Annotated in this window: 29 protein-coding genes; 9 read left to right on the top strand and 20 right to left on the bottom strand. The window is 58.8% G+C overall.

Annotation, left to right across the window (positions count from 1 at the left end; all coding sequences use genetic code 11):
- The first annotated feature begins 32 nt into the window (after nucleotides 1-32).
- From FH08_RS0124690 to FH08_RS0124680, 3 genes are all read left to right on the top strand, one after another.
- Nucleotides 33-461, top strand: a complete 429-nt coding sequence (locus FH08_RS0124690; RefSeq protein WP_031360927.1) for a DUF1810 domain-containing protein — start codon at nucleotides 33-35, stop codon at nucleotides 459-461.
- Nucleotides 462-728: 267 nt separating this feature from the next.
- A complete protein-coding gene (gene panS / locus FH08_RS0124685; RefSeq protein ID WP_031360926.1) occupies nucleotides 729-1,697 on the top strand; it encodes a ketopantoate/pantoate/pantothenate transporter PanS in 969 nt (322 codons plus the stop codon).
- Between the two features lie 273 nt (nucleotides 1,698-1,970).
- The gene (locus FH08_RS0124680; protein WP_031360925.1) at nucleotides 1,971-2,237 is read left to right on the top strand and encodes a cupin domain-containing protein; all 267 of its coding nucleotides are present in this window, start codon (nucleotides 1,971-1,973) and stop codon (nucleotides 2,235-2,237) included.
- A 245-nt stretch (nucleotides 2,238-2,482) separates the two neighbouring features.
- On the opposite strand, the gene nhaR is transcribed toward FH08_RS0124680, so the two are convergent.
- Entirely contained in the window at nucleotides 2,483-3,376 is an 894-nt protein-coding gene (gene nhaR, locus FH08_RS0124675; RefSeq protein WP_031360924.1) for a transcriptional activator NhaR, read from the bottom strand.
- Between the two features lie 141 nt (nucleotides 3,377-3,517).
- Between nhaR and FH08_RS0124670 the strand changes: the two genes are divergently transcribed.
- The 3 genes from FH08_RS0124670 to FH08_RS0124660 all read left to right on the top strand — a co-directional run bounded on the left by FH08_RS0124670 (nucleotide 3,518) and on the right by FH08_RS0124660 (nucleotide 5,663).
- Nucleotides 3,518-3,838, top strand: a complete 321-nt coding sequence (locus tag FH08_RS0124670) for a zf-TFIIB domain-containing protein (RefSeq protein WP_031360923.1) — start codon at nucleotides 3,518-3,520, stop codon at nucleotides 3,836-3,838.
- A 76-nt stretch (nucleotides 3,839-3,914) separates the two neighbouring features.
- On the top strand, nucleotides 3,915-4,382 hold the full coding sequence (locus tag FH08_RS0124665) for a CBS domain-containing protein (protein WP_051888481.1): 468 nt from the start codon (nucleotides 3,915-3,917) through the stop codon (nucleotides 4,380-4,382).
- A 444-nt stretch (nucleotides 4,383-4,826) separates the two neighbouring features.
- The gene (locus tag FH08_RS0124660; RefSeq protein ID WP_031360921.1) at nucleotides 4,827-5,663 is read left to right on the top strand and encodes a DMT family transporter; all 837 of its coding nucleotides are present in this window, start codon (nucleotides 4,827-4,829) and stop codon (nucleotides 5,661-5,663) included.
- Between the two features lie 35 nt (nucleotides 5,664-5,698).
- On the opposite strand, the gene FH08_RS0124655 is transcribed toward FH08_RS0124660, so the two are convergent.
- The 5 genes from FH08_RS0124655 to FH08_RS0124630 all read right to left on the bottom strand — a co-directional run bounded on the left by FH08_RS0124655 (nucleotide 5,699) and on the right by FH08_RS0124630 (nucleotide 10,554).
- Nucleotides 5,699-6,286 (bottom strand): hypothetical protein, encoded by a 588-nt coding sequence (locus FH08_RS0124655; RefSeq protein WP_031360920.1) that lies wholly within the window; start codon nucleotides 6,284-6,286, stop codon nucleotides 5,699-5,701.
- A 329-nt stretch (nucleotides 6,287-6,615) separates the two neighbouring features.
- Complete coding sequence (locus FH08_RS0124650; RefSeq protein ID WP_031360919.1) at nucleotides 6,616-7,773, bottom strand: metallophosphoesterase; 1,158 nt, start codon at nucleotides 7,771-7,773, stop codon at nucleotides 6,616-6,618.
- A gap of 400 nt (nucleotides 7,774-8,173) precedes the next feature.
- Complete coding sequence (locus tag FH08_RS0124645) at nucleotides 8,174-8,527, bottom strand: DUF4148 domain-containing protein (RefSeq protein WP_235210485.1); 354 nt, start codon at nucleotides 8,525-8,527, stop codon at nucleotides 8,174-8,176.
- 189 nt (nucleotides 8,528-8,716) lie between these two features.
- Nucleotides 8,717-9,415, bottom strand: coding sequence for a nitroreductase (locus FH08_RS0124640; protein ID WP_031360917.1), 699 nt, complete (start codon nucleotides 9,413-9,415; stop codon nucleotides 8,717-8,719).
- A 620-nt stretch (nucleotides 9,416-10,035) separates the two neighbouring features.
- Complete coding sequence (locus FH08_RS0124630) at nucleotides 10,036-10,554, bottom strand: hypothetical protein (protein WP_031360916.1); 519 nt, start codon at nucleotides 10,552-10,554, stop codon at nucleotides 10,036-10,038.
- A 324-nt stretch (nucleotides 10,555-10,878) separates the two neighbouring features.
- On the opposite strand from FH08_RS0124630, the gene FH08_RS49605 reads away from it, so the two are divergent.
- Nucleotides 10,879-11,400 carry a DUF6572 domain-containing protein gene (locus FH08_RS49605; protein WP_051888480.1) on the top strand — a complete coding sequence of 174 codons (522 nt, stop codon included), beginning with the start codon at nucleotides 10,879-10,881 and terminating at the stop codon, nucleotides 11,398-11,400.
- Between the two features lie 266 nt (nucleotides 11,401-11,666).
- Here the strand turns inward: FH08_RS49605 and hfq are convergent, their stop codons facing one another.
- Nucleotides 11,667-11,996, bottom strand: a complete 330-nt coding sequence (gene hfq / locus FH08_RS54420) for an RNA chaperone Hfq (protein ID WP_031360914.1) — start codon at nucleotides 11,994-11,996, stop codon at nucleotides 11,667-11,669.
- 316 nt (nucleotides 11,997-12,312) lie between these two features.
- Between hfq and FH08_RS0124615 the strand changes: the two genes are divergently transcribed.
- Nucleotides 12,313-12,663, top strand: a complete 351-nt coding sequence (locus FH08_RS0124615; protein WP_031360913.1) for a hypothetical protein — start codon at nucleotides 12,313-12,315, stop codon at nucleotides 12,661-12,663.
- On the opposite strand, the gene FH08_RS48570 is transcribed toward FH08_RS0124615, so the two are convergent.
- From FH08_RS48570 to FH08_RS0124545, 12 genes are all read right to left on the bottom strand, one after another.
- Complete coding sequence (locus FH08_RS48570; protein WP_035567061.1) at nucleotides 12,657-12,884, bottom strand: hypothetical protein; 228 nt, start codon at nucleotides 12,882-12,884, stop codon at nucleotides 12,657-12,659. The two genes, FH08_RS0124615 and FH08_RS48570, sit on opposite strands and share 7 nt — an antisense overlap.
- Before the next feature lie 163 nt (nucleotides 12,885-13,047).
- Entirely contained in the window at nucleotides 13,048-13,617 is a 570-nt protein-coding gene (locus FH08_RS0124605; RefSeq protein WP_031360912.1) for a TetR/AcrR family transcriptional regulator, read from the bottom strand.
- Between the two features lie 243 nt (nucleotides 13,618-13,860).
- Entirely contained in the window at nucleotides 13,861-15,189 is a 1,329-nt protein-coding gene (locus FH08_RS0124595; protein WP_031360911.1) for an LLM class flavin-dependent oxidoreductase, read from the bottom strand.
- A 206-nt stretch (nucleotides 15,190-15,395) separates the two neighbouring features.
- Nucleotides 15,396-15,779, bottom strand: a complete 384-nt coding sequence (locus tag FH08_RS0124590; protein ID WP_031360910.1) for a DUF427 domain-containing protein — start codon at nucleotides 15,777-15,779, stop codon at nucleotides 15,396-15,398.
- Between the two features lie 297 nt (nucleotides 15,780-16,076).
- Entirely contained in the window at nucleotides 16,077-16,373 is a 297-nt protein-coding gene (locus tag FH08_RS0124580) for a YciI family protein (protein ID WP_031360908.1), read from the bottom strand.
- Between the two features lie 20 nt (nucleotides 16,374-16,393).
- Nucleotides 16,394-16,678: a muconolactone Delta-isomerase gene (gene catC / locus FH08_RS0124575; RefSeq protein ID WP_031360907.1), complete on the bottom strand. Its 285-nt coding sequence runs from the start codon at nucleotides 16,676-16,678 to the stop codon at nucleotides 16,394-16,396.
- Between the two features lie 33 nt (nucleotides 16,679-16,711).
- On the bottom strand, nucleotides 16,712-18,046 hold the full coding sequence (locus FH08_RS0124570) for a short-chain fatty acid transporter (RefSeq protein ID WP_031360906.1): 1,335 nt from the start codon (nucleotides 18,044-18,046) through the stop codon (nucleotides 16,712-16,714).
- An 80-nt stretch (nucleotides 18,047-18,126) separates the two neighbouring features.
- A complete protein-coding gene (locus FH08_RS0124565; RefSeq protein ID WP_235210484.1) occupies nucleotides 18,127-19,086 on the bottom strand; it encodes a 3-hydroxyacyl-CoA dehydrogenase in 960 nt (319 codons plus the stop codon).
- Between the two features lies 1 nt (nucleotide 19,087).
- Nucleotides 19,088-19,789: an SDR family oxidoreductase gene (locus tag FH08_RS0124560; protein ID WP_031360904.1), complete on the bottom strand. Its 702-nt coding sequence runs from the start codon at nucleotides 19,787-19,789 to the stop codon at nucleotides 19,088-19,090.
- 18 nt (nucleotides 19,790-19,807) lie between these two features.
- A complete protein-coding gene (locus FH08_RS0124555; protein ID WP_031360903.1) occupies nucleotides 19,808-20,866 on the bottom strand; it encodes a cyclase family protein in 1,059 nt (352 codons plus the stop codon).
- Between the two features lie 57 nt (nucleotides 20,867-20,923).
- Entirely contained in the window at nucleotides 20,924-21,667 is a 744-nt protein-coding gene (locus FH08_RS0124550; RefSeq protein WP_031360902.1) for an IclR family transcriptional regulator, read from the bottom strand.
- Nucleotides 21,668-22,051: 384 nt separating this feature from the next.
- On the bottom strand, nucleotides 22,052-23,185 hold the full coding sequence (locus FH08_RS0124545) for an acyl-CoA dehydrogenase family protein (protein WP_031360901.1): 1,134 nt from the start codon (nucleotides 23,183-23,185) through the stop codon (nucleotides 22,052-22,054).
- A 307-nt stretch (nucleotides 23,186-23,492) separates the two neighbouring features.
- Between FH08_RS0124545 and FH08_RS0124540 the strand changes: the two genes are divergently transcribed.
- Nucleotides 23,493-24,515, top strand: a complete 1,023-nt coding sequence (locus FH08_RS0124540) for an AraC family transcriptional regulator (RefSeq protein ID WP_235210483.1) — start codon at nucleotides 23,493-23,495, stop codon at nucleotides 24,513-24,515.
- A 1,026-nt stretch (nucleotides 24,516-25,541) separates the two neighbouring features.
- Here the strand turns inward: FH08_RS0124540 and FH08_RS0124530 are convergent.
- A complete protein-coding gene (locus tag FH08_RS0124530) occupies nucleotides 25,542-25,946 on the bottom strand; it encodes a hypothetical protein (protein WP_152602907.1) in 405 nt (134 codons plus the stop codon).
- Nucleotides 25,947-25,963: the final 17 nt, after the last annotated feature.

Here is a 25,963-nt window from a genome sequence, read left to right as displayed (position 1 = left end):
AAGACCTCGTCAGGAAGACCCCGGAGGCTCGCATGACCGATCCCGATCCTTTTGACTTGCAGCGTTTTATCGATGCGCAGGATCCTGTTTTTCAGACCGTGACAGCCGAGCTCGAGGCCGGCAAGAAACGCACGCATTGGATGTGGTTCGTGTTTCCGCAAATCCAGGGGTTGGGTCACAGCGAAATGGCGCGCCGGTACGCGATTTCATCGGTGGACGAGGCACGGGCCTACCTCGCTCATCCCGTACTCGGCGAGCGCCTGTTGATCCTCACACAAATCGTGAACGCGCTCGACGGGCGTTCGGTGGAGCAAATTTTCGGGTACCCCGACGACCTGAAATTTCATTCATCGATTACTCTCTTCGCCCACGCCGCCAGCGACAAGGCGCCGTTCGAACTGGCGCTGAATACCTATTTCGGCGGCGAACCGGACGCGGGAACGGTAGCGCGCCTGAGGTAAGGGCTGAGGTAAGCCCGCCATCCGCTACGGCAGATCTCGTCCGACGAAACGGTACAATTCGCGTCGATGCACATTCGCCGCCTGCCGGTCCCACAAGAACCCGCGACGGCTTGCGTCACTGGCCGCATTTATCGATGGCATGGTCAGCCGAGTCTGGAACACCCTTCTGTTCGCCTCGCTTTATCGCTATTTGCCCAGCGCCGCGTGCACCTGTGCATCCCGGCGCTCCGGGCGACGCCCTTATCAATCAGCCAGGATCGTCTCTCCATGCTTTCGCGCGTCACCCGCTTGTTCCCTCTTTGGGCCGTTCTCATTTCTGTCGTCGCGTACTTCTCGCCGGCAACGTTCACCGGCATCGCGCCGCACGTCACCCTGCTACTCACCATCATCATGTTCGCGATGGGCGTGACGCTTTCATTCGCCGACTTCCGGCGTGTTTTCACGCGGCCGGCGCCAGTTATAGCGGGGATCGGCCTGCATTACCTGGTGATGCCGCTCGCGGCCTGGGCAATAGCAAAATTGCTGCGCATGCCGCCCGACCTGACCGCGGGCATGGTGCTGGTCGGCAGCGTTGCCAGCGGCACGGCGTCGAACGTGATGATCTATCTCGCGCGCGGTGACGTGGCGCTGTCCGTCACCATCAGTGCCCTGTCCACGCTGGTCGGCGTGTTCGCCACACCGCTCTTGACGCGCCTTTATGTGGATGCGTCTATTGCCGTCGATGTCCACGGCATGCTCATGAGCATTCTCCAGATCGTCGCGTTGCCTATCGTGGCCGGCCTGATCATCAATCAATTGTTCAACAAGACCGTGCGCGCAATCGAGCCCGCGTTGCCGATCATCTCCATGATCGCGATCCTCCTGATTATCTCTGCCGTGGTGGCGGGGACGCAGAAAAGTATTGCGTCGGTCGGCTTGCTGGTGATGCTCGGCGTGATCCTGCATAACGGTATCGGCCTGCTTGGCGGATATTGGGGCGGCCGCCTGCTTGGTTTCGATGAAGCCGTGTGCCGCACGCTGGCGATCGAGGTCGGCATGCAGAATTCCGGACTCGCCGCCACGCTGGGCAAGCTGTATTTCACGCCGATCGCAGCGCTCCCGGGCGCGCTGTTTTCGGTGTGGCACAACTTATCGGGATCATTGCTGGCAGGCTACTGGGCTGGGCGGCCCGCCAAGGGCTCGACGCATGAGATTGAAGCGATGGAGTTGGCGCAAGGTTCGCGGCTGGAAAGTTGAGTTTAATTTGGGGGCGATCCGCGTGCATGGCCCCTTGCTGTTTTCAACTACCCTCGCTGCAATCCCATCACCACCTCATCGGTCGACCGCACGTGCTCCATGCGCGTGCAAATTTCCCGCGTCACAAACGTGTTTGCATCCGGGGTCAGCTGGGGAATGGCGTCTCCGCAAACAAGGGGCGTCGTTCATCGAGCGCTGAGCATCCTTGCCTGCGTATCGCGTTTTCAACTTATATTAGTAGGTGACCAGGGGCCAGCTATGAGGGGAACGATCATGGAACGCGACGATTTCATCGAAATGCTCGCACGCGAGGGTTTTCAGACCACCGTGCTAGTGGAGCGCGAAGCCGGCGCGTCTCTTGACGACCACGCGCATGCGTTTGAAGCCAAGGCCCTGATTCTGGAGGGTGAACTGACGCTGCGCGTCGCCGATAAAGACACGCGCTATCAGTCAGGCGACGTGTTTCATTTGAGGGCAAACGAAACGCATAGCGAGCGTTACGGTCCCGACGGCGTCTGCTTTCTGGTGGGCAGGAAATAGCAAGAGATAGCAAGACGGCCGGATGAACACCAGCCGTTCCCTCATCAGAAACGAACGAAGCCGGAGAACCCTTCGGCTTCGCCGCATCGCATGGTCATCCTTCGCGACCGAAGCAAACGACATGTCCCCAATAGCAGATGCATGCTTCTGCTTGTGCGCCTGCCGCATCGGCTTGAGCACAAAGAGCGCCAGCAGCGCCAACGTCGCAGCCAGCCTCGGCGTCGCGTTCCCTGGTTTTCTTGCCATCACGCATTGAACAGCTCGCTGCGCGCCGTGCTCATGATCGACGATATGGCGGGATGGCTGATCCGTCGTTCAATAGAGATGGCGAAGAACTCCTCAACGATTGTGTCGATGTGTCCAACCGCAATCAAACCGTGCTCTCGCTTGAGTTGTGCCGCGAGGACCGTCGGTGCAAACAGCACACCCCTTCCCTCACGGCCGAACGCGAGTGTCAGCGCGCTGTCGTCGAATTCTCCTACAACGCGCGGCGAGATCATGCGCGACTTCAGCCAGTGATCGAGTTTTCTTCGGACTGCTGACTCAATGCCGGGCAGTAGCACCGGCATGTCGCTGAGCGACGCGGGAAAAGCTTTTGCGGCGCGCGCCGCCAGGGCTTTGGATGCGAAGCAACTGAGCGTCGAACGGCCAAGCGAATGGTTGAACGCCTTGACGTTCACATCGGGCGGGATGGGTGCGTCGGCAATGATCAGGTCCAGCCTGTGCACAGCGAGCTGCGAAAGCAACGCATGCAGCTTGCCTTCATGACAGATCAGCCGCAGTGAGTCAGACAGATTCAATGCCGGCTCGAGCAGTCGATAGGCCACAGTCTTCGGAACCGAATCCGCCACGCCCACGCGCAGTTGCGCACGCGCGGCTTCCTTCTCCTGCCTGACCGCGCTTTCCAGCTCGGCGCCGAGCGAGAAGATTTCATCGGCGTAGTCGAGTGCAAGCCGGCCCGCATCCGTTAGTTCAAGGTTGCGGCCGCTCTTTTTAAAGAGCTTTTTATTGAGCGCATCTTCAAGCAGCTTGATCTGGCCACTCAACGTTTGAGGCGTGATGTGCAACTGCGTGCCGGCACGCGCAATGCCGCCCGCATGCGCCGCCGCCCAAAAATAATACAGATGCTTGAAGTTCATCCATGCCTCCACACCGATGCTTTCGGCGTCAGGATACATCGGTTTTTTCGACGTATTGGCGTCAAAAATACGAATTTTACATTATGCCTACATCCGATACATTGAGGCTTCATTAGGGTGTTTGACGAAGGAGGTAAGGCAATGAAATGTCCAGTGTGCAAGACCCCGGATCTGCTGATGGCGGACCGCCAGGGAATCGAAGTCGACTATTGCCCGACGTGTCGCGGCGTGTGGCTCGATCGCGGTGAGCTCGACAAATTGATCGACCGCAGCCCTGACGACTCGGTTCCGCAAGCGCAGGCGGCAGCGGCAGGTACCCCGGTCGCGCGGCGGCACGATGAAGGCCGTCACTACAACGACCATGATCGCCGCAACGGTCACGGGGACGATGAGTATCGCGACCGGCGTTATCCGTACAAAAAGAAGAAGTCGCTTCTCGGCGACCTGTTCGACTTCGGATGACTACGCCATCCGAAGAGCATGGATACACGCGCAACACGCGCAGCAGCTCAAACCTATTTCTTGATTGAGGCACATGATGGCAACAGTCGCACAATTGCTGAGTTCGAAAACAGATCAGTCATTTCACACGATCGAGGCGTCCGCGAGTGTCTTTGACGCCATCAAGCTGATGGCACATAAACAAATCGGCGCACTCGTGGTCACGTCCGGCGAGCACATCACCGGCATTGTCACAGAGCGCGACTATGCCCGGAAAATCGTGTTGCACGACCGGTTGTCAAAAGAGACGCCCGTGGGCGATGTCATGTCGAAGGCTATCCGGTACGTTCGCCTCAATCAAACGACCGACGAATGCATGACGATCATGACCGAGAACCGTGTACGTCATCTTCCCGTGATCGATGGCGGCCTGCTGATCGGCATGGTGTCAATCGGCGATCTCGTCAGGAACCTGATCGTCGAGCAACAATTCACGATCCACCAATTGGAACACTACATTCGCGGCAACAGTCATGCGCCAGCGTTGGAAGTCGAGACACGTTAGACATGGGTTGCGATTATTAGGAAGGCCCACATCGACTGAATCTCCCGGCGAGCTCGCGTTTGGTGAGGCGCGAATCGCCCCTATGGCCCTGACCTTGATCTTCAGGCTCGGTGTTAAGTTGTCCCCTTCATGCATCAGCATGGACGCAGTCTCACGCGTTGTTCTGTCATTTCCTCCCGGTGCGTGGCCACACGGGGAGACGCTGCGCATTCCACATCGTTGGCTGCCGCGGTATCGGCGTGTTCAAGTGCCTAAATAGAAAAGCGACGTGCGGTCGAACGCAACGCGTGCAAATCCTGGACAAACGGTATTTTCATGACGGGCGGCTCGCTTAGGCCAGCGGCACCTCCCGATCTCTGCCATAATGGCGTTTCGCCGTTTGCCACTTTTCGCCATTAAACGCCTTACCTTGCCTCGCACACCGTCACCCTTCCCGCGGTCCTGATGCAGCCTTTCATCGTCCTGCTCGTCCTGTTCTCCGCGCTGCTGCACGCCACCTGGAACGCCTTCCTGCATACCAGCGGCGACCGTGTCTGGCAGTTCGGCATGATGTCTTTTCCCTACCTGGTGTGCTCGGCAACCGTGTTGCTGTTCGTGCCTGCGCCGGCGCGCGAAAGCTGGCCGTACATCGCTGCATCGGCGGCTTTGCAGCTCGGTTATTGCGTGGCCTTGGCGAAGGCCTACAAGGCAGGTGACTTCGGGCAGATTTATCCAATCGCACGCGGCCTCTCGCCGCTGCTCGTGTTCGCGGGCGCGTTCGTTTTTGCGGGCGAGCACCTGCGGCCGCTCGCGCTGGCGGGCGTCACGCTCGTGTCGGTCGGCATCATTTCCCTGGCATTCCGCAAGCGCCGTTTCGCCACCGCAAGCGTGCCGGCCGCGCTCGTGACGGGCGCGTTTATCTCCGCTTACACGATCGTGGACGGCATCGGCGTGCGGGTGGCCGGCAGCGGTTTCGGATATATCGCATGGGCGTACATCCTCTTCAACTTGCCCTTGGCCGTAATGGCTTTTTATCGATACGGCGGTCCGCGCCGCCTGTTCCTCGACGACCCGCGACGCTCGCTGCAAGCCTTAAGCGGCGGAGCGATTGCAATGGTCGGGTACACCATCATCATCATTGCTTTTCGTTACCTGCCGATTGCGATGGTTTCAGCGTTGCGCGAACTGAGTTCGATCTTCGCCGTTTTGATCGGCTGGCTATTCATGCGCGAAAAGCTGACCGCGCGGCGCGTGGTGGCGTGTGTGCTCGTCACGGCCGGCGCGGTTTTGATCCGCATTTAAGCGTTCTTTTGCCGATTTTAAATCAAGTCCATGCATTATTTCGGCGTGGGCGTCACTTCCACGGCCGTGGCTGAAATCAACACCGCGTGCACGCTATCGCCTGGCTTCAATTTATATGCGGCTATTTCAGAGCTTAAGTCGTACGTTTCGGTACGCCACGGGCCACGCAGGGTAATTGTTTTATTCTTGCTATTGACACTCTGCACCGTTGCGAAAATCTCGGTTTCATGTACAGCGCCAAAACCCTGAGAACCCGATGCGGGCACATAAACATCGGTATCAACACGTTTTCGCAATTCATCTCCCTTCGCTGACGCTTTCGTTGCCCTGATCAGCAGCGCGTCCCTGACCTGCACATCCACACGATCGCCGATCTTCAAGTCATCGAAGTTCGTGACTTCCTTGCCGACCGCGACCGGTATCACCCGGCCCTTCGCGCCTTTCAGCGTCAGGGTCCTGGCGCCCGTGTCGATACCGACAATCTGCGCATGAAGCTGCTTCGGCGGGGCATTCAGCGCGGATTGAATAGCGGCACTGGAAAGTTGCTGATCGGTTTGCGCGCCGACATGCGCTGTCACGGTTAATAAGGCAAGCGATAAAGCGACAGTCCATTTTGCGTTCATGCAGTTTCTCCGGGCGAAGGGAAATTAAATCGCGCACTGAATCGAATGATTAATTCGATTCTGAAGCGCCAGCGCATTAATTTGCGAACGTTATTTATACAGCGCTCGCCGGAGTTCTGTCCACGAAATCGCATTAATTACGGATTATCAAGTAATCGAGCGGAATATTTAACAAATCGGATTTATTCTATTTTTTATAATGATCGATTCGGTGCAACTGGAATTCGACGCAAACCAGTGTCCTTTTAAGGACACCGGCCAAAGCTGAATTTCTTGAAGTTCATGGTACTTACGACCAAGGACTCAGGCAGGGCGCGCGCCGCTCACGTTCACCTCACGTTCACCAACCGCAAACGCGTAATTTCGGACGGCGCGCCAATCCGTATCGGCGGTCCCCAGTAGCCTGTACCGCGGCTGGTGTACACCCACAAGTCGTTGAGCTTTTCGAGTCCGGCAACGAACGGCTGCTGTAACCGGACGAAGAAATTCCATGGCAGAAACTGACCGCCATGCGTGTGGCCGGACAATTGCAGCGTAAATCCCGCTTTCGATGCCGCCTGTGCGCTGCGAGGCTGATGGGCCAGCAGCAGACGAAACGCAATGTCTGTGGGCGCGCCGAGCATGGCTTTGGCCGGATCGCTTTTGTGGGCTGGGTCGAAACTGCCCGCGCCGTAGTCGGTCACGCCGGCCACGACCGCACGCGCGCCATCGTGATCAACAATTACGTGTTCGTTAAGCAGCACCTTCAACCCTAGCCGGCGGAATTCAGCAATCCACTTGTCCGCGCCGGCGTAATACTCGTGGTTGCCGGTGACCAGGAACGCGCCATGCCTCGCCTTCAGGTCCGAGAGCGGCCGCGTATGCGCGGCAAGATGCGGCACCGAACCATCAACCACGTCGCCCGTCACCGCGATCAGGTCCGGTGACAACGCATTGACCGCAGCCACGATCTTTTCTACGTAATGACGCTTGATGGTCGGGCCTACGTGGATATCGCTGATCTGCACGATGGTGAAACCATTCAACGCGGGAGCCAGGTTCTCAATCGGCACGTCGACGTTCTTCACGCCGGCACGCCGCCGCGCGCTGTAGATGCCGAACAGCGTGACCAGCACGGCGAGCAGCGGCACGCCAAGCGCGCTCCACGCAATAAAAGCAGGCCACCCGGCCGCGTCGTTTTGCACCTTGCTGATCAGGTGCAGGACAAGCAGCACGATATCGCGGAAAAACGTCAGCGCAAGAAGCGAGGAGAAGAACCCCATGGTGAGAAGGCCGATCCACGCAAGACGATCGGACAGCGGTTGCTGACTGATATTACGCGCGGCCATACCGAGCGGAATCAGCAAGCAGGAAGCCACGAGTGCAAGCACCGCCAGCCATCGCAGCGGCGCGCCAACGGGTGCAGCCGGAATCAGGCGCACGCCGATATACACGTGAAACAGAATCCCGATACCGATGACACGGATGAAAAACGCGGAACGTCGCATAGACCGCCTGGTAAAAAATGAAGCCGGTAGGTTGAACCGAGATTGAGACTGGCGACCTGCTGCGTCGATACGTTTGACCGTCTGACTGTCTGCTATCAAGCCCGGCCCGAAACGGCCTCCGATTCTACCGGTACAACAAAAAACCTGCCCGTGCGTAGCCGTCGCCAAAAGGTTTACAACGGACCCGCAACGCGCATGCCATAAAGGATTCGTCAAGGCTCGCTCTGCGCGAAAACAGCGGCAAGCATGACAAGCCACTGCCTGGAACCGCAAAGGAATCCGTGCTTAGCCAAGAACCCGGTACGGACGAAGTGAATCGCCGCGAGTTGATGCACCGAAAAAAATAACCCGCTTTTAGCGGGTTATTTTCATGCGATCACACTACGTCCAACGTCTTTGTTCAGGGTGCAGAAGCTGCCTTGGCTTTCTCTGCCGCCGACTTCTTCTCCGCATTTTGAATATTTTGCGGATAGTTGGTCTGGTCACCGCCTGGCTGGTAGCCGTTCTTTTCCAGATCCTTCAGTTCGGCGTTTTTCTTCGCACGGGCAGCCTTGCGATCGGCTTTGCGTTGCGCCTTCTGCGCCTGCTTCGAAGTGGAAGCGCCGGTGTCGCTAGCGGCGGTTTGTGCCATTGCGACAGAGGCAGTCAGTCCGGCAATCGATACTGATACGACAAGTGCCATTGCAGCCATGCGGATTCGGTACATAACGAGATTCTCCACGAAAAGCGGTTTTTTTTGGTGCGGCAGCGCCATGGGCGTCCACCGCGTTTGTCGTGCTAGACCTGCGTGCTTCGCTACATGCCGGACAATCCCGCCCCTACGACCCTGTTCGCGAGCAGTCGGACACGCGGGGATATATTAACCAACTCTTCGTTACAACGTGTAGCACATCCGTAAGAACTAAATCACAAAACTGCGTTTTTTTCGATGCCGGCCCTGCCGTCACCTCAAGAAGCGCACGAAGTCATCGACCTCCTCGCGTCTGCTGACGAGCGTATTCTCAGGTTGCGAGAGATCCGCATAACCGATGCTCATGCCGCACACCACGATCTCGTTATCGGGCAGTGCCAGATGTTTCGCGATGATCCGGTGATAGCGATTGAACGCGGCTTGCGGACAGGTATCCAGACCGAACGCACGTGCCATTAGCATGACGCTCTGCAGGAACATGCCGTAGTCGAGCCATGAACCTTGCTCCATGCCGCGATCCATAGCGAAAATCACGCCGACCGGCGCGCCGAAGAATTCGAAATTGCGGCCGAGTTGGGCCTTCATGCGGGTTTTATCGTCGCGTGTTATGCCGAGCAGCGAGTACAACGACCAGCCGAGTTCGCGCCTTCTGTCGATAAACGGCGAGGTCCACTTGAGCGGGTAATAAGCGAATTCTTCCTCGTGCAGCTTGTCGGCCTCGGGATCGTTGTACACGGCAAGGATCTTCCGTGAGAGCGCATCGCGCGCTTCGCCAGTCAGTACGTAAGCCTTCCACGGCTGCGTATTGCTGCCTGACGGGGCGCGCCGGGCGTGATCGAAGATCTGGCGCAAAATGGTTTCGTCCACCGCGTCGGGCAGGAACGCACGAACGGAACGGCGTGACATCAGCGCCTGCATCACGGTTACGGTTGCAGTTGCGTCATTGTTCATCGAAGGCTCTCATCTCGAGGGATTTGCATGCCTTGAGCGCATTGCGTCGGCGCCCAGGCGTTCGCCGGATACTTTATCGCGTACCCGCCGAACTCGCCTCGGCGCGTTCACTTCCACATTAGACGTTGCGCCGCGCGCGCCACACCGGCTTTCTTCCGGGGAATACCCACGTTTGTAGATTAGCGTCGGCCGTTCGAATATCGTCATTATTTTGTTATCCTTATCAATTGAGTTAGCCTTCATTGTGACAATGCGCTGCAAATCGCATCGAAACTGCGCAGCTTGCGTGCATGGGCTTCCAGATAGCGCCGGATCGATGCCCCACTCACCTACCCAGCGAAGTCATGATCCAGCAGCAGCTCGACGCAACGAAGCGTCGTGGTTACGTTCGGTGCATAAAAAAAATCCATCCGGCTTGCGCCGAATGGATTTTTTTGCGATAACGCGTAATCGTGGAGGTACCTTGATTGCCGCGTTGCCGCGCTTCTGTAGAAGCTCGAAACCAACCGGTTTTACCCGGGCGATTCGCCGTTGGTCACCCAGCGGGGATCTGGATTTCCAACGATGTACGCATGATGAAGTTGAGGCGAATCGCCGGCTATCGGAGGAATCCGACTGCTTTACTTGAGCGCTTTTCCTGAACCCAGCGGAGCCGGTGCCACGAGATCGACCAGCACTCGTGTACCCGGAATAACCGTGGCTGCGGCCTTCGGCGAATTTGCCTGCACGGTCAACACCGCGCCTTGCGTGTCCTTGAGCGTCATCATGCCGCCATCGACACGTGCCACGCTGGCCACGACCTGGCTGCCGTCCTGCGAAGGCACAGCCCCCAGCGTCGATGAATCAAGTACCGTCAGCCTGACCGCGCGCTGGGCCGTGCCGAACACGTTCGTGCCGGGTTTAAGTTTGTCCAGGTTCGGCACGTCGCTGCCGACCTGGAACGCTTCCGTGCCGCCCTGTGCGTTAATGACCGTGACCTGGTGCGTGCTCACATCCACAGATTGTAGCTGCCCGCCAATACGCACTGCCGTGGTGCCGTCGATAGTCGCGGCAAATGTGCCTGTCATGACCATGGACGATGCGGCCGCGATCAGTGCGGACTTGAATGACCAAAGGGCCTTCCTTGATTTCTTTTTCATGCTCTTGCTCCTGCCGGACAAATGAGGTTCCGCTCGTGCGATGTCCGATCTAATCGCACAAACTGTTCAAATAACGTGAACCCAGTTTGTTTTTCGAGATGAGGCCTGTCAATCGACCCGGCTTATTTTTAGGTATCCTCCTATTTCAAGACATCGATTTAGGATGTGCACCAAAACAATCAATTTCGAAGCTTGTTAGGAGCCGTAAAGCTTAAAGGTCGTACACTGTTGCAATCGTGCTCCGCGTACTTATTTAGGATGACGCAGTCCATTACAATAGGCACCTGCAATCTTTTGCCCGGCATCGGGCGCTGGGGAAATACCATGTCTCTTCTCGACGTGGACACAATCGATTACGTCGGCGTGAACATTTTGTTCAAGCGCGTCTACGTCGGCATTTTCGACGACCTCGACTGGGACGACGAAGCGAAGCATTTTGCGTTGCTGACCAAGAAAATCGATCGTTACACGCAGTACATCCGTTCGGGTCAGTTACTCGCGGCTTACCCGCGGGTGCGCGGCTATCCGGTGATTATTGAATACGTTGCAATGCGACCGATGACCCGCTCAGCCGAAGCATTCTGGAAGACGCGCGAGACGCTCATCCGGGCGAGCGGTTTTGACGTCCGGTGCCGTACCGTCGACGTGCGGCATGCGCTGGCCGCGGATGCCGAGGCGAAGGTGAACGACGCTGAAGTTGCCGCTGACACGCGGCTGGAATCGGTTGTCAATGCGCTCGATCTTGCCACGCGGCCGCCTCCTGAAGAGAAGCAGCGTGAAGACATCGTCCATGCCGGACGGCGCGCAGTGCTGGTGATGCGCAAGAAAACGTCCTCGGGACGATGAAAACGTACGAGCGGCCACGGTGAATGCCGTTGGTCGGACGTTTGATTGCGACCAAATGGTGACAATCAACCGAAAAAAGGCGAGGCCCAATCGGGCGTCGCCTTTTTTTCGTGTTCTGCGGTAGGTTCGGGCCGGAGCGCCAGCCTTCGCCGTGTTCCTTGCCGAGGCCTTCGCCTCGGGTCTCGGTCCAGCCAACCTGAACCGGCTTTTCACGCAACAACCGTGGTTCACACGCCGCTCCCGCCCTGGCGCATGAACCAGGCGTTTCATTCGCCGCCCGTATTCATCGGCAAGCGCCGCTTATGGGAAATAGCGACGGGACGCTTTGAATCCGCGTCCCGCGGAGCGCCCGCGCCGGTGCGCCCCGCGCCGGCAGTGAATGCTTTGCCGGTGTCTTCCTGGATGGTCGAAATCGAGTGCTTGTAGACCGCCTGGATGCCGGCGGCAGAACTCAGCATAACCAGATACTGGTCGAACGATTCGATGTGACCAACCAGCCGTACCCCGTTCACGAGGAAAATTGCGACACGCTTACGCTCTTTGCGGGCGGCGTTAAGCACGTCGCTCTGACTTTGCTGCTGGGGTTCTGTAGCCATTCTCATTCGACCTGACGTTAGTATTTCAGACTGTTCCGGCAGACATCCACCAGAATCTTGATGCGCGTTACTCATTGCGACATTGCGACAGTGCGCGGCCCTCGGACTCACTATTGAATCCCGGAGAAACGACTTTCGCTGACCGATGCTACCGTTTCTTGCCGCTCGGTAACGCCATGATGCCAGATGGCCGCGCCGCGCACCGTTTGCCTCCATTCGAGCAACGCCGCTCCCGGGAGTTCAAAGTTCGCACGAAAAATCAGTTTCGGAATATTCGCAAGCCCGACAAAACGCCCTCACTCGCATATTAGATCGCATGTTCAATACTAACCCGCTGGAATATCGTGTGGGCGTAACTGTTGAAGCCGAACAGGATCAAAACTGGAAAATCTCCCGCTGGCCGGCGCCGCGCTGTGCAGTTCGATGCGACACGCACTATCGGGCAACAACACGCAACTTCCCGGTGATTGCTGAAAAGTCCTGCACGCTGAGCTGCATCGAACATGCGGTCAGCGGCATGCGCGAGTTCCCAGGCAATCCGCCATTCAAATGGCGAAAAAGGTCAAAAAAAGCCGCCCCGCCCGGTTTCCCGAATCGAAACAGCACTTTTGCGCTCGCCACCGGCAAACCCGGATGGCGCCTGGATTCTTACGTCCAGCCTTATTGAGCAGGTGTTACCGGCTTCTTTTGCTTGTGCTTGAACAGGTGGGGCTTGCCTCTCGAACTTCCCGGTGTGGAGCTGTTGTCGCCGCCCATGGTCGGGCCGGCCGTTGCTGCACCATGCGCGTTGCCGCCGCCCGAACCGCCGTTGCCGTTTCCCTGGGCCGCGGCCATGCCGGACGCGCCAAGGAGGATTGCAGATACGCAAATCAGGTTAAGTACTTTCATTGTCAATCTCCAAAGAGCACGCATAGAGCACGGTTCGGCATTCGGTTGCCGCCCTCCAGGCTCATGACTGATGGGCCGGCGTCGACCAGGCAGCCGACGGGTTGAATGTAATGGATTGACCTCACTGCTTCAAGAATTGTTTACATTCAGCCCCTGTTCGTCCTCACCCCGGTGGCCCCGGCAACAAGCGCGTCAGTTGCCCGGCGACGCTGTCCAGAATTTCCTTCGACAAAACCGGGTCCGAGACCGCTCTCGCCAATCCGATCGCGCCGAGACACGCGCTCAGTTGCAGAATCGCGCGGGCGCGGCGTTCAGCCGGATCCGCGATATCGAGCAAACCCTCGGAGAACGCGAGATTGTGCTTGACCCGGTCTGTGAATACCTCCCGCGTGGCGTCGTTGCTGCGCCCGATATCACCCAGCAATGCACCCAGCGCACAGCCTTGGCCGGGGGCATCCCGATGCGCCTCGCTCAGGTAGTCGCGCACCGCCTGCGCGAGGTTTTCTGCACGTGCTTCCCATACGTCGAGGCTCTTGAATGCAACCTCGAGCGCCTCGGTCACAAGTTCGTCGCGCGATTCAAAATGCTTGTAGAAACCGCCGACTGTCATGCCGGCTTCCTTCATGACGTCGGCAACGCCAATGCCGTCCAGCCCAAGTTCCCGAAAGCGTCGTGCGGCGACATCGACGATCCGTTGATGCGTTGCCGCCTTCTCTGCCTGTGAATGTCCCATGACCTTCGTTTGTCCTGTGATCGGGTGACTACTGAGGTGACTATAGGCACCCCCGAGACATCAATCTTAATGCAGAAAGGCAATGGCACACGCGAGGTCTGGCTCGACGCAGTATTCATCGCCGCTTGCCTGTTCGCGTCATCTCCGCAATACAATTGAAAATTAATCAGGCATGCGAAACGATTGACAAAAAGAAATCCTGATTTCCGGATGACGCCTCAACCAGACAACGTCATCCGCTCTTCAGGCCTTGAAAAAACGGTTCCCGGGCCTCGGTAATCCAAGATTCTCTCGCAGGGTGACGCCTTCGTATTCACGTCGAAAGATATCTCTTGCCTGCAGTTCGGGCACAACCTTGTCGACGAAATCGTCGAGTCCGCCCGGCAGATAGGGGAACATTACGTTGAAGCCATCAGATCCGTTCTCCACGAGCCATTGCTCCATCTGGTCCGCAATCATCGTGGGCGTGCCGATCATTTCAAGCCCCGAATAACCGCCGACCCGCTGCGCAAGCTGACGGATCGTCAGATTGTCGCGGCTCGCCCATTCGATCACCCGCTCGCGGCTGCTTTTGCTTGCGTTGGTTTCAGGTATCTCAGGCAGCGGCCCGTCGGGGTCGAAGCCTGAGACGTCGTGACCCAGCATGATCGAGAGCGAGGCGATGCCGCTGTCGTAATGAACCAGGCTATCGAGACGCGCCCGCTTTTCAAGTGCATCGTCCAGCGAATCACCGACCACGACGAACGCCGCCGGCAGGATCTTGAGATGGTCGGGATTTCGCCCGAGTTTCGCCATGCGTCCCTTGATATCGGCGTAAAACCGCTGGCCGTCCGCCAACGTGGTCTGCGCGGTAAATACGGCTTCCGCCGTCTCGGCCGCGATCTGCCGGCCCGCTTCCGACGACCCAGCCTGCACAATGACCGGCCAGCCCTGCACAGGTCGCGCGATATTGAGCGGCCCACGCACCGACAGGTTCTCGCCCTTGTGGTTCAGCACATGCATCTTGGCTGGATCGAAGAACGTGCCGCTTTCAACGTCGCGAACGAAGGCGTCGTCAGCCCAGCTATCCCAGAGACCGGTCACGACGTCGAAGAACTCCCGGCCTCGCCTATATCGCTCGCCGTGCTCCACATGTTCTTCCAGACCGAAGTTGAGCGCCGCGTCCGGATTGGCCGTGGTGACCAGGTTCCAGCCCGCGCGCCCGCCGCTCAGATGGTCGAGCGAGGCGAAACGGCGCGCGACGTGATAAGGCTCGTCGAACGTGGTGGACGCTGTCGCGATCAGGCCGATGCGCTCAGTCACCGCGGCGAGCGCCGACAACAACGTCAGCGGCTCGAACGATGTGGCCGTGTGACTTCGCCTCAAGGCCTGAGTGGACATGTTGAGGACGGCCAGATGGTCTGCCATGAAGAAGGCGTCGAAACGGCCGCGCTCCAGCGTCTGCGCAAAACGCTTGAGATGCGCAAAATTGAAGTTCGCGTCCGGGAATGCACCGGGATAACGCCAGGCTCCGGTATGGATGGTGGCCGGGCGCATGAAAGCGCCCAGGCGCAAGCGACGTTGCGTGGTCATGGGATGTCTGTTCCAGCGTTGATAAGAATGCCTCGACGTTCAAGGCAAACGCTGCGCTCGCGGCGTCATCGATAAAATACGTCGAATAGCGAAAGCGTGCACAAGCGGCTATCGATGCAGGAACGGTTTGGTGAGTCGTTTGTCTTTGAGCAAGCGTGTGGCGTCGCCGATGCATGCGACTTCGCTGGCGACGCCGGGTGGCCGTGTCAGTCCGCCGGCTGGATATCGAATCTGTCTACACGATCCGTATAGAACGCCAGATGGTCCTTGATCTCTGCGACCGCAGGATAGGTGTCTTCATAGGTCCATACCGCATTCACTGAACGTTCGCCGCCCAGCGGGATGCTGTAGTACGAGCAATCCCCTTTGTACGGGCAATAGGTCGCGTGTTCCGTGCGCTGCAACAACGACATGTCGACGTCCTTGCGCGGAATGTACTGAACCGCCGGGTACGACGCTTCACGCAACGTCAGCGCCTCGCGCGTGTCAGCAATAACCCGGTCGCCTATGGCGATAGTGATGCGCGCCGGGTTCGGCTCGATCGTGATGGGGTGATCGGGCCGGGGAATTTTGACTGTTTTGGTCTGCATGGCTTCGTGCTCCTTGAAGCAAGGGTGAACGGACTGAAGCGTAGTAAGCGAGTCGTTACCTACGAATACCGCAGCGTATCGGAAAGTGCATTTTCTTGCCGCGACGGTGCTGCCTGGCCGGATCGGGTGCCGGGACAGCATGTTTGCGCAAAGGAGGAGATAAGCCGCGGCGCCAGGAACACGCGCAGGACGGCCAAGCCACGGAAACGATGTTGAAAGAATTGCGTTGCTTGCCGAGCGCCACCCGGCTCGCCGGATCGAACAATGCCGAACCGCATGAAAGCAATGCAGTACGGCCTATAAATAACCCTTGCTGTCTACATAGGCCTTGCGCCAGCGTGTAATCGTTACGCGCTCGAATAAACCCGCAAGCGCGAACGGGTCCTTCGCGATAAAACGTTCGACTTCCTCACGCGTGTCGAGGTCGACCACATACAAGCCGCCGCCCGCATTGCTGCCGTCGTCCTGGAGTTTCGCGCCGCACGCAAGCAACAGTGCCTTGTTCGCTTCGAGGTAAGCCAGATGCACATCACGCTCCTGAATGCGCAACGGCGCGTGACCAGGCTTATCCCAGGTTTCGATAATGAACGGCATGCCCCCTCCTCTTATCGAACTCAGTTCTGCGCGATAGCCGACGGATGCTGCGCGAGCGGCGTGACTTCGATCGCCATGTAGGGGAAGAGCGGCAGCGAGCTGAGCAGCGTATGCAGCTCGTCGTTGGACTCGACGTCGAGGACGCTGTAGTTCGCGTACTGTCCCACCACGCGCCACAAGTGACGCCACGTTCCCTCCTGCTGCAGCTTTTGCGAAAGCGCTTTCTCGTCGGCCTTCAGGCTATTGATGAGCTCGGTGTCGGCGTCGAGAGGAATCTGTACCACCATATGAACCAGGAACAACATGATCGAACCTCTGGAAGATGATTGAAGAACCGCTTAGCCCCAGGCCAGGATAGCGACCGTATAAACAATGCCGATCCAGAACATCATGATGACCGTGTAGCCCATGATGTCTTTCAGCTTGAGCTTCGACAAAGCCAGCGCCGGCAAGATCCAGAACGGCTGGATCAAGTCGTTCCAGGCGTTGCCGAGCATGACTGCGGTGGCCGTATGTCCCACCGAAGCACCAATTGCCTTCGCTGCCTCGATCATGAACGGCCCCTGGATGACCCAGTGACCGCCGCCTGAAGGTGCGAAGAAGTTGATGAAGAACGAACTGATGAGACCCCAGAACGGCAACGTATGCGGCGTCGCGATCTTGACGAAGAATTCCGAGAACGTATTGACCAGTCCAGACGATGCCATGATCGCCATGATGCCCGCGTAAAACGGATATTGCAGGATGATGCCGCTGATCGTACGAATGCCTTCGTTGAGTTTCTCCACGTACCGGATCGGCGTGCCCAGCAAGACAATGCCGAGAAACAGGATGATGAAGTTGATCAGGTTCAGATCCATCGTGCCGCCGCCATGGAAATACAGCACCACGTAGGCCACGCCGATCAATCCGATCAAGCCGCTCAGCAAGCGGCTGTTGTTCAGGCGGCTGGCGAACGTGTGTTCGTCGCCGGCGTCGGCGGGGACAGCCGCTTGAGCTGCTCGCGTACGCTCCTCGAGCGTACGGTCAATCTCGGTCACCGGCTGGCCCGCCTTCGGATGCAGCCACGCATTAAGCAAGGGCAATGTGATCAGCACGACCAGGCTGGTCACGAGCATGGTCGGCGAAAAGATAGTTTCCGAAAGGGGAATCACGCCCATCTGCGCTTCCATCGGGTGACCTTTGGTCGAGATGAGCACAGGAATGCTCGCCGACAAACCAAGACCGTAAAGCGTGAAACCGCTGTAAGCCGACGCAATGATCAACGGGTAATGCACGCCCTTCACGCTGAGCGCCAGCTTGCGGGCGACGATGCCGCCGATCACCAGCCCGAAGCCCCAGTTGAGATAACTGCCGATGCCGCCCACCAGCGTTGCAACAATGATCGCCATGCGCGGATCGTGCACCCGCATGACGATGCGATCGAGGAATCGCTCGGTCAGCGGTGCAGTTGCGAGCACGTAACCCATCGCGAGGATCACGGCCATTTGCGTGGTGAACGCGAGCAGCGTCCAGAAGCCCTTGCCCCAGCTTGTTGTCAGCGCGACGATGCCCTGGCCCTGCACCAATACGGCCAGGACCATGGTGAGAAGGGTCAGCCCGATGGCAAATACGAACGGATCGGGCAAATACTTGCGCATCAGTTCGGTGAAGAATCCCGTTATTTTCTGCATTGCAATGTCTCTTGAGTATTATTTAGTTTAGCGAATTGATTGATCATGTCCGCGCTGGAAAGAGGCCAGTGGCTTGACTCTCAGGAATCGTTGCCTGAAGCTGTCGATCGCCGGTGGCGAGCCAGCGCCATCAATGCGCGGTCCCGCCATGCCACGCGTTCTTCCCATTGTTCAAGCGGCACCGCCGCACGCCTTGCCGCGGCCACCGTGTCGACCAGCTCCGGTGTCCATGGATCGTGCTGACCGCGTTCCGCGCCCATCCGTTCGTACGCGGGCCCCATCTTCTGCGCGTGCGATCTGATGCCACCGCGTGTATTCAGATCCACCGTTTCGAATGGCCCGATCACGGACCACCGCAAGCCGAGGCCATCACGCATGACCTTGTCGATGTCCTCAACGGTCGCAACGCCGTCGCGCACGAGGCAATACGCTTCGCGCAGCACGGCGCCCTGCAACCGGTTGAAGACGAACCCCTCGACTTCTTTCGATACCAGCACGGGTTGCAGGCCGGCATCGCGGAAAAGTTGTAGCGTGCGTTGCGTGACGTCAGGCGCGGTAAAAGGCGCGGGCACAATCTCGATCACGGGAATCAGGTACGGTGGATTGCCCGGATGCGCAATCAGGCAACGATGCCTGCCGGCCAAGTCGTCAACAAAGCTTGATGCCGTCAAAGCCGATGAAGCGCTGGCGAAGATCGCCGACGCAGGCGCGGCAGCATCGAATTGCGCGAACAGCGCACGCTTGATGTCCGCCCGCTCCGGCGCGCACTCCTGCACGAGATCCGCGTCGGCAACCGCTGTCTCTATGCACGCTGCCATCTGGACGCGTGCCGCCACCGTGTCAGCAGCTTCATCGAGTAATCCAAAGCGCGCCAGTTCATTCAGGCGCTGCGCGATCTCTCCCGGTGCAGCATCGCGGCGCGACGCGTCGGGATCGAAGAGACGCACGGGCCATCCCGCGCGCGCAAACACCACAGCGAACGCGACGCCGATACTCCCCGCTCCCACGATCGCCACACGCCGCATTTCAGCCATGCTCATCTCAGACTCCCGCTACACCGACCGTCATGCCGCCGCACACATAGAGCACTTGCCCAGTGACAAAACCGCTGCGGGCATCGAGGAAATAGGACACGGCATGCGCGATATCCTCCGGCGTGCCCACGCGTTTCACCGGCACGCTCGCAACAATCGCGCGCGTACGCGGACTGTCTGGCGGGTTCGCACGATTGAAGAGTTCAGTGCGGATCGGGCCAGGACCAATCGCATTCGCCGTGATGCCATGACGGCCGAGTTCGAGCGCCCATACGCGCGTCATACCAATCAACGCCGCCTTGGTCGCCGAGTACGCAGTACGTAATTCCTTGCCTAGCGCCGCGCGCGAAGACATGTTCACGATACGGCCGAACCCCGCGGCCTGCATGCCCGGCAGCAGCGCCTGCATGCACTGCATCGCGCAACGCACGTTCAGGGACCACGCGAGCTCGAGTTCTTCGAGACTCTGTTCGCCGGCACCGGCCGGGACCACCACGCCGACGTTGTTGACCAGCCGCGTGATCGGGCCTCCCGCGAGCGCCTGATCGAGTGCTTTTGACGTTGCTTCGGCATCCGAAAGATCGGCGATAAGACCACGGCCCACCCGGTCGATCACAACGGCTTCGAAGCCGTCCGCTTCACAGCGCTCGGCACAGGCCGCACCGATCCCCGCCGCGCCGCCGGTAATCAAAACTCGTTCTCGTGTCATATTGTTTGCTTGATGAAATCAGACGGTTGCAATCGGCGTCACGGGCGAACCCATCGCGCCCGGCAGACGCAGCGGCGGCGCCGTGAGCATGAAGTGCGAGCGAGCGTTGGCGCGCAACCATGCCGCCAGATCGCGCAGGTACCAGAGCTCGCCGAGCGGCAGGCCAAGCTTGAACAAACAATGGTGATGCAGCGGCATCAGCGGATAGTGACCTTCCGCCGGACGCGCGGGATAACGCTCGACTGCATAGTTGTCCGCCACCAGCGCCGCAATGCCCGAATCGGTCAGCCATTGCAACAGCCGCTGATCGCGGCCGTCGAGTGCGCAGCATTGACTGTTGAGCACGGCTTCATCGGGATGACGATTCATTTCCAGCACCAGTTCAGCGAACCCGGTGCGCAGCAGCAGCATGTCGCCGCGATCGATCTGTACCTTGTCTGCATCGATCGCAAACATCAGGTCGTCGTAACCCACGGTGCGATGCTCGCGCCCGTAATGCGCCACGAGATCGACAAGAACGCCGCGTCCCTGCATACCCTTCACCGCGAGATTTTCGATACCGAGCGCGTCCGCATGGCTGTGTTCGCTTCCGCATGCGTGCGGCGCAAACGCGTCGTCGCGACGGTATTCCATTGGCCCGACTACGTCCGTATTCGCCTTGTAACCGTTGTAGTAGACGCTTTCAGCCACGCCGTCGCCGTCGGCGTCGAAGAGCGCGCCCACGTGCGCGAGCGAGTCCCATTGCGTGGAATATTGCAGGCTCATCAGCACTTGGTCGTCGCTGACCACGTCGGTCGCCTGCTCTTCCATGCGCGCGAACGGAAAGTTCACGTAGGGCAAACCGTCCTTCGTCGTGGGCCGCAAAACCGGCGGATGACGACGCACGTTCAGCTTGCTGTCGCCCGGATAATCCAGCGGCAGGGACAAGCAAAAACTCAAGCCCGCGCGAATCTCGCGTGCGCCTTTCAGCACCTGTTCCGTGGTGATCAGGTTCGGTCGTCCGAGCTGATCGTCGGGGCCAAAATCACCCCAGTTCGAACCGTCAGGCCTGTTTTTCCAGCGCCTCTGATCCTGCATGTTCCTCTCCTTGCACGACGTCTTGAGCCGTCGGCCCGACCATGGTTTCCTCAGCCGCTAGCCAATCAAGGTCTGCGGTATCCGGTCGAAAATATCGAGGAGCGCCGCGACCGCGTGCTCCTGGTTCTTCAGCAGGCGCGCCTTCGGCCCGCCGATAACAAGCGCGAACGCTTCACCGTGGATCGAGAATCCCTTCGCCAGGCCCGCGACATCCTCGACGTTCTCTCCGGTCGAACGATGCCAGCCAAGCGTCACGCCCTGCTCCACTTCCACCTCGAGCGTCGCGCGATCGATCACCGAACCATCAATCGATGCGCTCAACGGCTCGCAACTGTCGAGCAGGCGCCTGCGCGCATCCACCGGCAATGCCCCCAGCAGCGCCTTGCCCGCCGCGCTGGCGTGGACGTACATGAAACCGCCGGGTTCGTCGCTGTAGCGAATCTTCTGGCGCGATTCCATGACGTCCAGATAGACGACCCGATTGCCTGCGAGCGTCGCAAGCCCGGCCGTTTCTCCGGTCGCGTCACGCAGCGCTGTCAGCAACGGCTGGAATAGCAGCGTCAGCGGGTCCTCGCTGCAAATGTCGCGTGCGACATGCAACAAGCGCTGCGTCGGGTAATAACCTGCTTTTACGCCCGGCGCGTAGAGATAGCCCTTCGCCACCATCGTCTGCAAGAGCGCATGACAACTCGACAAAGGGATTTCGGTTCGACGCGCAATCTCGCTGTAGATCATCGGTTGCCGGACTTCGGCGAACAGGTTGATCACGTCAAAGACGCGCACTGCAGTTTTCACATCCATGACAACATTATCGGTATATCGATAACTTGAACGCAAGAGCTCTGGGGTATACACCTAGGAATGGGCTTCGCTCACCGATTTCAGGTCCGAATCAACGTCCGGACGTAGCCGGCTTGGAAAAATCCGCTTAAATAGATAGCTATCCTTATAAATATCTTCGTCCGAGATCGAAACACGACGACCGGTGAGAACCTGCGGGATGCGAGCGGTGAGTCTATCCGGGAGTGCGACCTGCGATCACGGTGAGTCTTTGCGGGAGCTCTAAGTGAGCATATCCGGGGGCCATAAAAAAAGCGGCGAGCCTCTATACAAGGCCTCGCCGCTTCTAAACCGCTTGAACCGAAGGTGTCAGTCAGCGTTACATCATCCGGAACCTCGTGCGCCCTAAAGCTGCCGCGCGATCACCATGCGCTGCACTTCACTCGTGCCTTCGTAGATCTGCGTGATGCGAGCGTCGCGATAATGACGCTCGACCGGATAGTCTTCCAGATACCCATAACCGCCGTGAATCTGGATGGCCTGCGAGCAAACCCTTTCCGCCATCTCCGACGCAAACAGCTTCGCCTGCGACGCCTCGCTCAGGCACGGCAGGCCTTCTGTGCGCATGCGCGCAGCGTGCAACACAAGCAGACGCGCGGCGTTCAGGCTGGTCTGCATATCGGCGAGAAGGTTGGCTACCGACTGATGCTCCTTGATCGGCTTGCCGAACTGCACGCGCTCATGGGAATAAGCACGTGCCGCGTCGAATGCCGCGCGCGCAATGCCCACCGCCTGCGCCGCGATACCAATTCGCCCGCCCTCCAGGTTAGCCAACGCGATCTTCAAGCCTTCGCCGCGCGCGCCCAGCAAGTTGGCCGCAGGAATTGCACAGTCCTCGAGTGAAATCGGGCAGGTATCGGAGGCACGAATGCCCATCTTGTGCTCGGGCCGCCCGACGTTGAAGCCCGGTGTATTCGTCGGTACGATGAACGCCGACAAGCCCTTCTTCCCAAGCTCCGGATCGGTCACGGCGAACACGATCGCCATGCCCGCGCGCGCGCCGTTCGTGGTGAACTGCTTTGCGCCGGAAAGCACCCACTGGCCGTCGCGTTCAATCGCGCGCGTCTTCAGATTATTGGCCTCCGATCCGGCTTGCGGCTCGGTCAGGGCGAACGCACCGATCATCTCGCCCGTTGCCAGTTTCGGCAGATATTCCGCCTTTTGCGCTTCGGTGCCGAACGCGAGAATCGGTCCGCAGCCCACCGAATTGTGCACGGCCATCAGCGTGGAACACGAGGCACACCCCGCCGCAATTTCCTCGATAGCCAACGCATACGCCACGTAGTCGCTGAATGTGCCGCCCCACTCCGCGGGCACGATCATGCCAAGCAAGCCGAGCTCGCCGAGTTGCCGCACGACTTCGTCCGGCAAGGCGGCATCGCGGTCCCATTGGCCCGCGTGTGGCGCGAGCACTTCGGTGGCGAAATCGCGCGCGGCGTCACGGATCATGCGTTGGTCGTCGGTCAGGAAGCTGTCGATCATGATGGTCTGGCTCGTGTGGAATACGGGGAAACGGTCTGGGCTTACACTGCTGCGCTTAAGCGGTGGAACGGTGAAGCGGATGGCAAATAGAAATGGCAAAAATAGCCTCACGCCAGATTCTAGGCGCGACACATCCCGTCTGCCGATGCCTGAAACGATCAAGCTTCCTGAGCGAATGCGCCACCTAGTGACTACCCCAACGCCCCAAAGCCCGCATGATCAACGGCCCCGGCCGGCTGTGACCGTGGCTCCGCCCGCCCTCAGGACACCACGCGGCCAAGGCCAAGAACGCGGGACCATAGCGGTGGATTTCGTCGAAGAAGCGTTGCGGTGCGCCGAGCGTCGCGGCGTGGCACGCATCGCGTTACTGGATCGAGCCGGCATCAACCCCGCCACGCTCGCGGCGCCGCTCGCCCGTGTATCGGCTGCGCAATACGGCCGCTTATGGAGCGCCATCGCAGACGCGCTCGACGATGAATTCTTCGGCCAGGACAGCCATCCAATGCGCCGTGGCAGCTTCGCGCTGCTGTGTCATGCGGCGTTGGGTTCACGCGACGGTGGCCAGGCGCTGACCCGCATTGCGGGCTTCCTGCGGCTCGTGCTGGACGATCTGCGATGCGAAATCGATGCGGACACAACACGCGTCAGAATTCGCCTCGTCGACACCGCTGCTGAAACCCGCTCACCCCGTCCGATGTTCGCTTACGCAACCGCGTTCATCATGATCTATGGTTTGCTCTGCTGGCTGGTCGGCCGTCGGATCCCGGTGCTGGCCGCGCATCTGCGCTGTCCGGAACCCACGGCAACCGACGAATACCGGCTGATGTTCTGCGACGCAATGTGCTTCGATCAACCCGCATCGTCTGTCGATCTCGCGCCGGACTGTGTCACGTTGCCGGTCGTTCAGACAGCCGCCACGCTGAAGGTTTTCCTGCGCGAGGCGCCGGCCAACTTCATCGTGAAATATCGCAATCCCAATTCACTCGCCGCGCGGATTCGCCGCAAGTTGCGGCAGGCGCCGCCCGTCGACTGGCCGGATAGCGAAGACATTGCCGCGGCGTTGAACATGGCCGAAGCCACGCTAAGGCGGCGCTTGAAGCAAGAGGGCGCGACTTATCAGTCGATCCGCGATGCGCTGCGGCGCGATCTCGCCATCGCGCGGCTTGCCGACACGACGCAGACGATAGCGGAGATCGCGCATGCGCTCGGGTTCGCAGAACCCAGCGCATTTCATCGCGCATTCAGGAAGTGGACGGGGGTGCGGCCGGCAGCGTATCGCGGCATGCGTGCCGATACTAATTCGGCGTGTGACGCGGTAAGTTATTGAGAAATAAGCGTAATTACTCAAAATCTCGCGAAATTAAATAGTGTTTAACAGCAGTAGATTAGCGTAGAACAACACATCCGAGTAAAGCTGAGTGCTGTTCCGCGGCAGCACCGAATTTGGCATGTCATGCGCCGTTTGGATTGCGTGTTCAGTGTCAGCGTTGAGCAGCAGCGGGCACTCCGAGTCGAAGGGAGCTTCGAAGCGCTTTGTGCAATCAATGGATCACAAATGTGTGTGGCGTTACCGCTACTTAGGGAATGCTGATCGAACAGGGCGGGACAACTAGGCTTCGTGGTCCGGCGAATCTATCGCCGCGAGACTTCCGGCGTAGCCGAGCCGTCGCCGGGGTGGCGCAACTGCACGAACGATCGGTGTACCTTAGCAGCTGCCGGTGAAGTGGTGTAGGATCGGATAGCCGAGACGGGGGTCGCTTAGAGCCGATCGCGTCCGGCGCAGAATGGCCAGTTCGAGACGTTCGATCCGGGCGCCGCAATCGTCGACGCCCATTAGCGAGCCCGCTGTCAAGTGAGCGAATATCCTCGACTGCCTGAGCAGCCCGATTTCGATTCCACTGACCGATTGCATTAGCCGATCTCACCCTTTTCTTCGGTTCATGGCTGCGACGGATCGCGCCAGACACCCATCGGGCTCAAGCGATCGGCGTACATCGGCTGCCTGTCGCCCTGGTGGCTCTGCGACCGCAGAAGAACTTTGGTGCCGCAACGCGTCCATTGGGTTCACACAATACTCGTGGTTGGCAAAGGTCCGGCACCAATTCAGGGCTGGCTCGTGTTGCAGACGATCCGCTTTGCTACACATCGGGGACGGCGGCAAGGCATCCCATTCAATCTCAGTGGCTTATCGCCAGTCAACGATCAGGGCTTGCCGGTCGCCGTCGTAACTCTTGTGCGAAGCAGCGCATTCTGCCGGGAGTTATGCGCTAAAGCCGCCTCGCCCGACCGCCGGCTTTGCAGCTAGTGATCTAGCGATGATGCGGCAAGCTCGACCGACCGGCGCACGAACGATTTAGTGCCCGTGCGACTTGGTCGAGATAGAACCAAATCCTGGCCAAGACTTCTCCATCTGTGCGTCGATTTTATTCCAACGCTCGACTATCATGTTTGCAGAAGCCGTACTAGACTCGATCGATGCTAATCTCAGAAGGGCCTGCAATTGATTTTTTTTGTCGTAATGCCATTTTGCTTTGTCCGAAAATCGAAATGTTGTCGTAAATATTAGTACCAAGCCGGGAATTGCTGTGACGGCCGCGAGAGCCTTGCCTGCGCCAAACGAGTTCAATGCCATCATCGTCGACGATACACTTGCAAGCACCGCCACAATATAAAGTGTAAAAACACAATAATAATTGGCTTTCGCTAACCTGCGATATTTTGCAACTGCAAGCCTCAAGTTATCTTTAATTTCATTCACTGTTCTATCACCCAGTT

The organism is Caballeronia sordidicola, from assembly GCF_000729995.1.
Classification (GTDB): Bacteria; Pseudomonadota; Gammaproteobacteria; order Burkholderiales; family Burkholderiaceae; genus Caballeronia; species Caballeronia sordidicola_A.
This window is presented reverse-complemented; position numbering and strand designations above follow the sequence as displayed.